The organism is Shewanella pealeana ATCC 700345, from assembly GCF_000018285.1.
Taxonomy (GTDB): domain Bacteria; phylum Pseudomonadota; class Gammaproteobacteria; order Enterobacterales; family Shewanellaceae; genus Shewanella; species Shewanella pealeana.
The window spans coordinates 2,775,368-2,787,844 of sequence record NC_009901.1 but is presented as its reverse complement, the minus strand read 5'-3'; the positions used below and the strand labels follow the sequence as shown (position 1 = coordinate 2,787,844).

General features: G+C 44.9%; 7 protein-coding genes. 4 read left to right on the top strand and 3 right to left on the bottom strand.

The features are described 5' to 3' along the window. Positions 1–30 precede the first annotated feature (30 nt). Together SPEA_RS12105 and SPEA_RS12100 are read left to right on the top strand one after the other, a co-directional pair. Positions 31–660: a hypothetical protein gene (locus tag SPEA_RS12105; protein ID WP_012155533.1), complete on the top strand. Its 630-nt coding sequence runs from the start codon at positions 31–33 to the stop codon at positions 658–660. Beyond that, positions 660–3,101 (top strand): zinc metalloprotease, encoded by a 2,442-nt coding sequence (locus tag SPEA_RS12100; RefSeq protein WP_012155532.1) that lies wholly within the window; start codon positions 660–662, stop codon positions 3,099–3,101. Before SPEA_RS12105 ends, SPEA_RS12100 begins: the two co-directional genes overlap by 1 nt. Positions 3,102–3,306: 205 nt before the next feature. Here SPEA_RS12100 and SPEA_RS12095 read toward each other — a convergent pair whose 3' ends face one another. The 3 genes from SPEA_RS12095 to SPEA_RS12085 all read right to left on the bottom strand — a co-directional run bounded on the left by SPEA_RS12095 (position 3,307) and on the right by SPEA_RS12085 (position 6,799). Then, a complete protein-coding gene (locus SPEA_RS12095; protein ID WP_012155531.1) occupies positions 3,307–4,890 on the bottom strand; it encodes a glutathione synthase in 1,584 nt (527 codons plus the stop codon). A gap of 233 nt (positions 4,891–5,123) precedes the next feature. Next, positions 5,124–6,206, bottom strand: coding sequence for an AI-2E family transporter (locus tag SPEA_RS12090; protein WP_012155530.1), 1,083 nt, complete (start codon positions 6,204–6,206; stop codon positions 5,124–5,126). Positions 6,207–6,448: 242 nt separating this feature from the next. After that, positions 6,449–6,799 (bottom strand): hypothetical protein, encoded by a 351-nt coding sequence (locus tag SPEA_RS12085; RefSeq protein ID WP_012155529.1) that lies wholly within the window; start codon positions 6,797–6,799, stop codon positions 6,449–6,451. Between the two features lie 376 nt (positions 6,800–7,175). Here SPEA_RS12085 and SPEA_RS12075 point away from each other — a divergent pair, with 376 nt between their 5' ends. Continuing rightward, positions 7,176–10,166 carry a UvrD-helicase domain-containing protein gene (locus tag SPEA_RS12075; protein WP_012155528.1) on the top strand — a complete coding sequence of 997 codons (2,991 nt, stop codon included), beginning with the start codon at positions 7,176–7,178 and terminating at the stop codon, positions 10,164–10,166. 297 nt (positions 10,167–10,463) lie between these two features. Next, positions 10,464–12,449, top strand: a complete 1,986-nt coding sequence (uvrB, locus tag SPEA_RS12070; protein WP_012155527.1) for an excinuclease ABC subunit UvrB — start codon at positions 10,464–10,466, stop codon at positions 12,447–12,449. The last annotated feature ends 28 nt before the right edge of the window (positions 12,450–12,477 follow it).

The window sequence follows — 12,477 nt, the reverse complement described above, 5'->3', positions numbered from 1 at the left end:
CTACTCATCAATAATAAATAAGGAAGGTGTATGAAACTCAAGCAAAGTATTGCCAGTGTTACAGCGCTGCTAACAGCTTTAATCCTGTTAGCACCCATGGCGCAAGCGGCAAAATTAAAATCTCAAAATCTTACACAATTAATTAATACCTCTGAAAGCATTATCTCTGGGCAAGTTGAGAAGGTAACCGACGGTTTAACAGATAAGGGGATCCCCTATACCGAAGTTAGCATCAAGATCGGTAGTGCGGCAAAAGGTCAGCACGCTAAGAACTCAACTTATACATTTCGTCAATTTGGCTTATTAAAGCCTCGCGTAATGCCAGACGGTAGACAGATGCTTGCCATGGCACCAGAAGGCTTTCCGCGCTGGATTGAAGGGGAGTCAGTTGTCGCCTTTATGCACAAGTCAGCTAAGCAAACGGGTTTGCGCACCACTGCGGGCATGGCCCATGGAAAGTTCAACCTAGTCAATGGCAATGTGCTTAACGAATTTAATAACTACGGCATCTTTAAAGATGTGGAGTTTGCTGCCGGCTTATTGACTCATGAAGAGCAAAATATGATGACCAACCCTAAGGCTATCAGTGCAACTTTCTTTATGAGTGTTGTTGGGCGCGCCGTTTCACAGCAATGGATTGACAATGGGAAGATGAAATAATGAAATTATCTAAATCTACACTGGCAATCGCCATGTTTTTAAGCTCTGGCAGTGTCATGGCTGCAGGCCCATTGATTACTACTGATGGCGCAAATCCTCAGCCCTATAAATGGGACACGTCAGCCGGTTCTATTCCTGTCTATGTTGATGGCGGCGAAGCTTTTACTTTTGATTACGATGGCAGTGTTTTCTTGTCGATTGAACGTGCAAATGAGATCACTCAATTTGCCTTCGATCAGTGGAACAGTGTTGAAACGTCGACGTTTGAGGCTAATATTGCTGGCACCATCGAAGAGCAGGTGGGCATTGCAGATGTGACCGGGGCAAATGCAGCGCAAATTTATACCGTTGAAAACGGCTATGGTTTCTATGTCTTATATGACACCGACGGCAGTATTTTAGAAGACTTTTTTGGTGTGCCTAAATCTGCGGTACTCGGAATCGCCTTTCCTGAGTGGGCGGACGAAAACGGTAATATTACAGAAGCGACAGCCGTGCTCAATGGTTGGAATGTTTATGTGCAAGATACAGAAGGTAATCAAGTTGCGGGTGTCTTTACCCATGAGTTTGGTCACGCCCTTAACTTGTCGCACTCCCAGACGAACGGACAGTTGGCTTACTTAAGCTGGCCCGGTGCGCCGTTATATCCAGGCGTTGCGGGTTGTGATGTTGAATCTATTCATGATTTTGAATATCCCGCTGATTGGGGAGGCAACCCTGCCGATCCTGATATTATCGAAACTATGTTTCCTTATATCCGTCATGATGGCGCGGGTGGCGTGAGTCAAAGCACAGTCAATGTACTCGATGACCGCGTTTCGATTTCAAACCTATACCCAACTGCCGAATATAAGAGTCAGTTTGGCTCCATTGAAGGGACATTACGCTTAAAAGATGGTCAAACAGAATACAGCGGTATCAATATCATTGCGCGCAATGTTAATGATCCACTGTTTGATGCCGTATCTGCTCAATCTGGTAATTTAACTCAGGGTAAGGTGGGACCTGATGGATCATTTAAGATCAATGGTCTAACTCCTGGGCAAAATTATGTTTTATATACCGAAGAGATCTTCCAAGGAGGCTATCCAACTCGCCAAACACCTTTAGTGTCAGTTGCTGAGTATTGGAATGAGGCAGAAGGGAGCAACCCCGCAGTCGATAATGCCTGTGACTTCACTCCTATCCTTGCTGAAGCTGGTAAGGCTAAGCAAGCCGACTTAACCTTTAATGGTTACCATGATGGTATCGAGTTTAGGCCCATAGTTAATGCGTATCTAACGGATCTTGCAAAAAATGGACGCTCTTCCATGGGAGTGATTAACGGTATTGGGTTTACATGGGATGAAAATAAAGGCTTTAACATCCTACCTGATTACATCTCGGCAAGCAGTGGCAAGATGAACCGTAATGGTAAGAAGTTGTTGGTTAATTCTGACTTAGACGGTAATGGTATTAGCGCTCCAGCGATTTGGACTAGTGCCAATGGGGCGATGTCTTTAGGAGATTTTACCGGTAACACCTGTGGTGGCTCTGGTATGGAGGGCACGCAAGCGGCTTCTGCTTGGGATATCGATGATGCGGGTAATACCGTTGTAGGATTGGCCTACAAAGATGTTAATAACAACGGTTATTGCACTGAGTATGGCGAAGGTGAGCTGGTGCCATTTATTTGGACCCCAAAAGCCGGTATGCATGAATTAGACACCCGAGATGTTAACTGGGATAAATATAGCTGGGTACGAGCACATTCTATCTCTGGTAATGGTGACGTAGTGCTGGGTTCTGCTGACGGTTGGGAAGCGGTAGCCTGGGTTAATGAAGGTCGAATGATCAATCTTTATGATGAGGTTGGCGCGACTGAATCTCATGCTTCTTCTTACGATGGTAAAATGGTTGCCCTAGCGACCGAGCAAGGCAATACCTTACTTTGGGATCATACTAAAAAAGGTGATGCGGCATTTACCGATATCGGTGGCCTAACTTGGTGTGAAGACATTCCATTCTTATGGTGGGGCCAAGACTTGTGTGAACTCGAAAGTCCTGAATGGGTACAAAGCACATTTGGTGCAGTTCCTGCCTCTCCGTTTGATATGACTGATGATGGCAGTGTCATCATTGCACGAGCGGGCGATTTTTGGGCTGGATTTGTGGGTGCAATCTACATCGACACCATTGGCTGGATGCCTTTAACCGAATTTTTTGGCAAGCAGGGAGTCATGGAAGCTGAAAATGCTTATATGAACAACCCATTGTCAATCAGTGGTTCAGGCTCTGAAATGGTAGGCGGAATTGCTGGCGTGCACATGTCTTACCATGTCAACATGGATCAGGTCTATGTGTGCGAAAATGGGCAATCGGTAAAAACAGGTTTCCCTAAAGGCTTAATTAATAAGGTTAAGTCCGGCGCTGAGTTTGGCCGATGCGAACATATTGATTAATGAGCTAATCTAGTAAGCCACTCAAGTTTGTTTGAGTGGCTTAATTAGCTGGTACGGCTAATTTAAAGATCTTCCTCGCAATATAATGTAGTCAATTTCGGCTACAAACTTAATCTGCAGTTCTAACGATTAGCCTCAATTACTAAAATCTAGTTAGTAGAATCTAGTCACTAAAAGCTAGTCACTAAAAGCTAGCCACTAAAATCTAATCACTAAAAGCTAACGAATCCAATACGCCCTGACCGCTGTGAACGCCGCCTTCTGTGGTGCGCGCTGATTTACTTCTTATCAAGTAACCGGCGTAAGCTTGCTTGGCGTTAAGCTGTTTGTTCGTATCCTGCTCGCTATCATCTATTATGTTTATCGCTGCCCCGCCGTCGATATGTACGGTGAACATGCCGATTTCGCTAATTAAATCGTCGACTCTGTGGAGCTCACCTTTGCGTACGGTTAACGCGGCCGTAGCTCTCGCGGTTGGATGTAGTCTTCGCATCAGTGACCAGGCCTGATATTCGCTTGGTTTAAGCTCGGCAAGCTTTGGCAGAATGTCTTCGCCAAATATGCAGTGGCCGCCACCTTCACCTTGGTTTTTTAGCACCCATTCGTCAGTATTACTGTGGGCAATCAATGTAGCGCTGTCTTGAGTGACTGCGCGCATCTCGCCAAGTAAGCCTTTAACGGTTTTGGCCTCATCTAAAGTTAAACCAAAACGGGTGAGGGCGTCAGGTGCCATAGAAGACAGTAACATCTGCACCCGCTTGCTGGTGGCCAGTTGCTGGCTAACGGTAGCGTTAACCGCCACTCGGTGTTTTTCAATAAAAATACGGGTTTGCATCAGTGCTTCGCAGCATACACGGCTGATGATGTCATTGGCGTGATAATCACAATATTGATAACCAGCGCGCAGATACACGGTATCGATGGGGCCGACACCCTCGAGCAGTAATCTATCATCTTTACCGGTTGTGAGTTTGTCGTGCAGTTCGCGAAAAGTGCGTCTTACCGTTTTAATGCCTTTTGCTTGCAGTACATGCTCTAACAGGTGTTGATCGTAAACATTATCCTCATTGGCTTGCACTACCATTAGGAACACGGGAGGACTGTTTTTAAAACCTGTCGAAGCGTCGTTTTTTGTAAACTCGCGCTTAATTTTAAATGTGGCATTAGCTATGCCTTGAGCCAATCCCTCTAATGCGTGATTGTCTACCAGCTTGCTGTTTGGGCTGGCTGACCACAAGTTAAACGTATCGGCGGCTTGAAGCTGCAGGTATTTATGTAGTTCATGGACTCGTTGTCCGAATGGCCCCATACCTGCGGCAATGCCGTTGAACTCGATAAGCTTTGGTCCTAAGGCCGCATCGTCCATAAAGTCACTGCGCATAATGAGTAGCGGTAAGCGTTTGGCGTCACCACCACGACTTTCTGACGACACGCCTTGATCAATTGATTGTTGGGGCGCTTGATTGCTCACTTGAACGCTCGTTTGATTGCTTGCTTGATGAATAGCTTGATGCATCTCCAGCAGGGCCTTAAAGAAGGGATCGCCTTTGGTGATAGGGGCGATCGCTTGGTTTAAGAATCGGTGATCTTCAGATACAAAATGAACCAGCTTGCCAAGCAAACCGACTGAGTCCACCAGCTGTTGATACCTCGCCTTGCTAATAGGTGTCGGCGTAAAGCTGAAGGCGGTATGGGTTGCCGAGTAAGGTGTGGTTTTTAGTGCCATACCATGAGTTAACGCCCACTCGATAGCATCGGTTGCCGCTTGGGTTGTTTGACTGGTGTACATGATTTAGCACCTTTTACTTTTTGACAATTCCATGTATCTGGAAATGTAGTTGTAGCTGGCTGCTGTGTCAATTGTTATTTCGATTTTGTTCGAAATAGAGGTGTTAAATGAAAATTTTAAATTGAATTTTCTAAATGAAAGTTTAGAAGTGAAAACTTGAATGGTCATAAAACAGGCCGCTTAACGTTAAGCGGCCTGTTTTGATAGCGGAAGCGTAGGAGTTAACTCGGTAATTACTCTTTATCTTGTTGCTCAATAAAGTCTTTAAACTCAATTTCATATAGCCGAGCTAACACCAAGGTAACGGCAAATATGATCGGCCCATAGATCAAGCCGATTAGGCCAAACAACTGTAAACCACCCAGTAGCGAGAAAAACAGCAGTAGCGTGCTCATGCCGGTATTGCCTTGCATAAGCCAAGGTCTAAGAAAGTTATCAATCGAGCCAATAACCACCACACCCCACACAATCAAAAATAGCGCCCATTGCCAGTCACCGGTGATGAACAAATAAATCGAGGCTGGTAGCCAGATCATTGCGGTGCCAACAAAGGGGATAAAAGACGCAAACGCCATCATACTGCCCCAAAACAACCCCGAAAATCCGGCTAACGACATGGCTATTCCGCCAAGTGCACCCTGGGCTAATGCAGTAAGAAATGCACCTAACACAGCAGACTTGGCAACAACGCCGATTTCATTGAAGATAAGCCCTTGCTGCGAGCGAGATAATGGAATGATATGGCGAGTGTTATCGATGATTTTCTGTTGATCACGCAAAAAGAAAAACAACACAAATAGCATCAGTCCAAAATCTAAAACGGTATCAGCTACATCACCTGCAATGCCCGTACTGGCAGTTAATAAGCTGCTACTCAGCTGGGTTACTTTTCCTGCTGCTTGTTGTACCAGCTCATCTATCTTAATTGTGTCAAATGGCAGCCACTTATTGAGTAAGGCGACGCCACTTTGAATATAAGGGTGAGCAAGAAAGCTTTTTGCTCCGCCGTCAGTAAGCCAACCGTAGGCATTAGTCATAAAGTTGATGCCTTCATTCATAATCGCCATCGCCACAAACAGTAATGGGATCAACACCATCACCGTCACTAATGTACACGAAAATACTGAGGCCATATTAGGGCTGTTAGGCATGCGCTGTTGAATTCGAGTATGGAGCGGGAGAAATAATATAGAGACGATAAACCCCAGTACTATCGAGCCTAAATAAGGGGAGATGAGTAAATAACAGGCATAGAAAGCTATCGCTAAGGCGAATAGTAAGACTAAGTGGTGCGGTTTGAGTTTAAGGCTACTCATTAAAAAAGCTCCAAAATATAAGCAAGATAAGGCATTGCAGTGCATTTTACTTGTGATTATGGGCTACAGCTGTATTTAGTCAACGCTAACAGTGGCTTCGGGCTCAATGCGCATTAAAGAGGGCGGTGCTATTAAGCTTGGTTTAGGGAAATAAAGCTTGAAAAAGGTGGTTTGGGATAAAGCATAAAAACAAGATAACCCCTTACGGGGCTATCAAAGTGTTTAAGCATAAAGCTGCTGGCCTATTCAGCCTCGACAAAATCACTTTCGCGAGCAAATTTGATTGCATCATCACAAAGCTTAACTTGCTGCTCTTTATTGGCTGCATTGAAGATACTCATATAATCATCTAATGCTTCGCTGGTTTCTTTTGACATAACCATCTCTTCAATACCAGAGTTTTTGTGAGCCATCATCGATTGGCCGACAATGTTGCCTTCAAGGTGCATATCTTGTTCGGCATAGAAGGTTGTACAAATCATGAGACTTGCCATGCCAAGCGCAGTATCTTTGTCTAGGTTTTTTGCACTTTCTGCACTAGCAGTACCTGCGAATAAACAGCTTACAAGACCAGCAATTAGTACTTTTTTCATTATGGTGAACCCTTTTATCATTCCATCAATGGATCTGTTATCTAGATGATATTGCATAGCATTTGTTTAGTTTTTTGCGTGCTATGAATGTATATAGAGGCTAGCATGTATAAGAAACTTGGGTATGTGATGCTGCGCTTAATTAGTGGGTTTCGCTTCGTTTTTGTGTGGTCAATCACGCTTGTCATGCAGATTTTATATTTAAAAAAAGCTAAAAATGACCTTGCGATTTACACCGATGTTTTTATCAACAATTTACACATGGGCCTAGTGTATAAAGTGCTGGTAAAATTTAAGCACATAACAAGATTACTGCTATTTGCAGCTGAAATTACTTGATATTATGCCGCGGTATTTTATCAATCAGAGGTTGTAAATGGAGCTTAGGCGACATTCTGTTGAGTTCGGTTTTGTGCAAGGGATCATATTCTGTAATGGTGCCAAGCTTTGCGAGCAGGGGTTAACCATAAACGGTAAGCTTCATCCTTACCCGCTGTTCAATCAAACCGTTGAAGTGCGTGAAGGCTGGTTTACCCAAACATTAGTTTGGGGAGATAAGCGTTTTAGCTTTTTCCGCTTTATCGACAGTAAACCTCTGTTTAAGTACGCTCTGAGTAACCATGTGCTACACAGCAAAGCGGCGCTACAAGTCAGCTATGATGATCTACTGGCAGATATAATGCGTTTTGACAATCGCTTTGGTCTACATAAGCGATATTTACGTGATTCAGATACAAACCAGTTACAGCATGAGTTTCAAGATTCATTGGCGGTATTTAACCGTGTCGAGCATTTTAGCCAGTTAGGTTTTGACACCAGTCAGTTTAACTGCAGACTCGCAAAGTTCATTAAGCAGCCCGAGGCGTTTACCACAAAATATAACCAGTGGTGGCAGGAAAAGCAGCTAGATGCGCATCAGCAACTGTTTGACTCTATAGAGGCAAACCCATTAACGCCATTACAGCGTCAAGCCTGTGTTATAGATGAGAACAACACCTTAGTGATTGCGGGGGCGGGCACAGGTAAAACCAGCACCATGGCGGCAAAGGCCGCATACTTGGTTAATCAAGGTTTGGCGCGGCCGGAAGAGATCTTGATGCTAGCCTACGGCAGAGATGCCAGAGTCGAACTTGAGCAACGAATAAGTACCATAGCTGGAGTTTCTACGCACGGAGATGGGACATTAGCTGGGGTTAAAGTCAGTACCTTTCATGCCTTAGGTAAGGAGATCATCCAATACTACTTAAATCGCTCGACCCAAGTGTCTGTACTGGCGAGTGATGATAAGCGTCTGACGCAATTTGTCGATCTACAGATTGACGACATTGTTGCCGATCCACAGATGGCCGATCCCGTTGCCGATTATTTTGGCCGTTATCTGTACCCTCAAGTGAACGAGTTGGATTTTAACAGCCAAGGCCAGTATCGCGCCTATCTGAAAAATAACGAGATCCGTGCGTTATCGGGCGATCTAGTTAAGAGCTTTCAAGAGCTAACCATCTGTAATTACCTTTATACCCACGGTATCGAGTTCGAGTATGAGCCTAAATATCGCTCTCAAGAGAGCCTTGAGATCACAGAGCCAGGAAAGAGCGTCTATCAACCTGATTTCTATATTCCTGTACTCGATGCCTATCTAGAGCATTTTGGGCTGGATAAACAGGGCAATACACGTCCAGATATCGATAAAGCAGCGTACCAACAAAGCCGTGAGTGGAAGATTTCGCTACATAAGCGTCATAACACCTGCCTGTTGCAAACCTTTAGCTGGCAGGCCGAAAAGGGCGGATTAGAGCAGGCTCTAGAGGCGCTATTGTGTGGACGCTGCGGCGAGCTAGGCCTTGAACAGAGTCAGCTTTTTAAGCCTATCTCTCCGCAAGAGGTATTTGCTCAGGTTAAACACTTAGGCGTGTATCGTAATGTGAGTCGCTTGATGTCGAGCTTTTTGGGGCTGTTTAAGTCTTCAAGCTATACCTTAGCCATGCTTGAGTCGTTAACCATGACTGCAGGTTCAAACAAGAAGATTGCGACTTATAACCAACTCAGATGGAAGGCGTTCTTACACCTCTTTAGGTGGGTATATGACCGTTATGACAAGCAACTTAAATTACTTAATACTTTAGATTTTTCTGACATGATCGCCGAAGCGCTGAAGATAACCCAAGCCAAGGATTTTCATCAGAAAACCGCTGAGCGCTTTCGATATAAATACATCATGGTTGATGAGTTTCAGGATATTTCGCCAGAGCGCGCCAAGTTAGTGACAGAGCTGCGGGACTCAAGCCCAGGATGTGCCCTGTTTTGTGTGGGAGATGACTGGCAGGCGATTTATCGTTTTACCGGTAGCGATCTCGGTTTAACCACTCAGTTTAGTGAAACCTTCGGCGCGACAGCAACTGTTATGCTTGACAAGACCTTCAGATTTAACGACAGAATCGAGAAGGTGGCTTCACAATTTATTCAGGCAAACCCTGCCCAGTTAAAGAAGCGCCTTACGACCCATAGCCACAGCGAGAATCCACAAGTTTGCTTGCTTATTAATAATAAAGAGGCTGCAGTCGCGCAGGCTTTTGACAGTATCTATGAGGTCACAAGCCATATAAAGAAACCTAAGCGCGCGACGGTGATGTTAATCGGCCGCTTTAACGCGTCGCTAAAAGAGCTGAGTCGTTGGCAAAAGAGTTATCCGCAGTTTGAGATCTCAGGTTTTTCTGCCCATGCTTCTAAAGGTAAGCAAGCCGACTTTGTTATCGTGCTCGATGTGAATGACGACAAGTATGGTTTCCCATGCAAAATCGATAGCGATCCTATCTTAGAAGTCTTGTTACCAAAGCTTGATAGTTACGCCGATACCGAGGAGCGACGCTTATTTTACGTCGCATTGTCACGAGCCAAACAAACGGTATTTGTTCAGGCTGAATTAGGTAAAGAGTCTGTATTTGTTAAAGAGCTAAGGGGCTTTACAGCCGATATACGTGTTTACCTTAGCGATCTTGCTCCCCTATATCACGAGCAACTTTGTTGCCCTGAGTGTAACGAGGGCAAACTCATCCCAAGAGAGGGTCGTTATGGCTTGTTTTACACTTGCTCCTTAGGGCAAGACTATTGCGATACTAAGCTTGAGGCATGCCGAGTCTGTAATAGCGCCCCTATGCTTAGTAACGAAACTAAGCACTTCTGCAGCTCTGCAAAATGCGGCCATAAGATCCAAGTCTGTCCAGAGTGTATTTCGGGTAAATTAGTTAAGCGTACCAACAGTCGTACGGGCAAGAGCTTTCTAGCTTGTAGTTCACATAAAAAAGGTGTGGCCGAAAGCTGTCAGTACACTTGCAATGCTCCGGATGAACCAAAGGAAACGGCGGCTTAGTGAGCCTTATGCCGTTAAGGCCAGGGCGTAGAGGTTAGAGGTTAGAGGTTAGAGGTTAGAGGTTAGAGTGACGGCTAATATAAGTTCAAGATATGCTTAAGGCTAAGGTGCAGGTGTGCTATCAATATTTTTGATGGCACTTGATTGGGGTTAAGCGTTAAATTAGTAAATCAATTATTTTATCCGACTTAAACCAGCCTCCTAGCCATCGACTAAGCTTGATACTCTATAGTTAATCTAAGCTGCTGTGAGCTGTACTACAGACACGCAGCGAGACTTGATTAAAGGCGAGTGCTTATGTCTAAAAATACCTTTATCTTACATTCGAACTATACGCCTTCAGGCGATCAGCCTGAAGCCATCGCTCGCTTAGTCGATGGGATTGATAGTGGAAGCAGCCATCAAACCTTAAAAGGTGTTACGGGTTCGGGTAAAACCTTCACTGTGGCCAATATCATTCATAGGTTAAAACGGCCAACGATTATTCTGGCTCATAACAAGACATTAGCCGCGCAGCTATATAGTGAAATGAGGCATTTTTTCCCTGAAAATGCCGTTGAATTCTTTGTATCTTATTACGATTATTATCAGCCTGAAGTGTACCTTCCCGGTAGCGATCGTTTCATTCGTAAAGACTCAGCCATTAACGAGCACTTAGAGCGGCTGCGATTATCAACCACTAAGGCCTTGATTGAGCGTAGAGATGTTATCGTCGTGGCGTCTGTCTCGTCGATATATGGTTTAGGAGATCCTGATGCCTACCGTTCCTTGCAAGTTAAGCTCTGGCTAGGACAAGAAATAGACCTTGATGATTTAATCCAGCGGTTGGAGCGGTTGCAGTACACGCGTTGTAATCGCACTATCAATCGGGCGACGTTTTTAGTACGTGAGGGAGTGATTGATATCTTTCCTGCTGATTCCGAGCATCAGGCGCTGACAGTTGAAATTGAAGCTGGCCGAGTCAATCAATTGTATTGGATTGATGCCATCAGTGGCCAGCAACTCGAGACAATCGCTGAATATTGTGTCTCGCCAAAAACCTTGTATTCGGTATCTATAGAGCAGGTGGAATTGGCCTGCGGGCAGATAATGAGCGATATGGAGCAACAGGTCGCCATACTCAATGCAGATAATAGACTGACTGAGGCGGCGAGGTTATATGAGCGCACAGTGTCAGATCTCGAGTTGCTGCGATTACAGGGCTATTGTCCAGGTATTGAGAACTATGCTTCCTATCTAAATCAACGCGACCCACAGTTACCGCCAACAACCTTGTTCGACTATCTCCCTAAAGATGGCTTACTGTTTATTGACGAGTCACATGTGATGATCCCGCAGATATCGGCCATGTATAAGAGTGATCAGAGCCGTAAGAACACTCTAATCGATTTTGGGTTTCGTCTCCCTTCTGCCCGTAACAACCGTCCTTTGAGCTTCACTGAGTTTGAGAGCATTAAACCACAAACCATTTTTGTGTCAGCCACTCCGAGCAACTACGAGCTATCAAAATCAAAACAGCAGGTATTTAAGCAGATTATACGTCCTACAGGTTTACTCGATCCTGAAATTGAAATTCGTCCTTCTGACAATAATCTTGAGGATCTCGTTCAAGAGATAGCCCTTAGACTTGCCCGCAACGAGCGGACACTGGTGACCACGTTAACTAAAAAAAGCGCTGAATCGTTAAATGACTTTTTGTCTGCCAAAGGGATTAAAGTCAGCTATTTACATTCAGATATCAAAACCAACGATAGGGTCGAGATCATAAAAGCTCTGCGTGTGGGAGAGATTGATGTGCTGATAGGCATTAACCTATTGCGTGAAGGTTTAGATATTCCTGAGGCATCCTTGGTGGCGGTACTCGATGCCGATACAGCCGGTTTCTTACGTTCTGAACAGGCGCTGATTCAAATTATCGGCCGAGCTGCGCGTAACGAGAACGGCAAAGCGATTCTATATGCAGATAAGGTGACAACTGCGATGCAAAGTGCCATCGACGAGTCTGCTGAGCGACGAGGCCATCAAATTATCTATAACATGGCCAATGGCATAGTGCCTAGTTCATCTAAGCGTAGACTCGACTCTGGTAGTCAAACTCAGGTTGCAGTTAGCCACATGGATAGGGCGCAATTTTGTGAGAATTTGTCAGCCCTGTGTCAGCAGATCACAGCCAAGGAGAAGGAGTTACTCCTGTGTGTCGATGAAGGTGAAGGTGGCGCGGATCAGGCTAAGATCATTCGACAGCAGCTTATTGCGCTTTATCGTCAGTTTATCTTTATGTAATTACAGTATGTTTATCGTGGTTGATTAA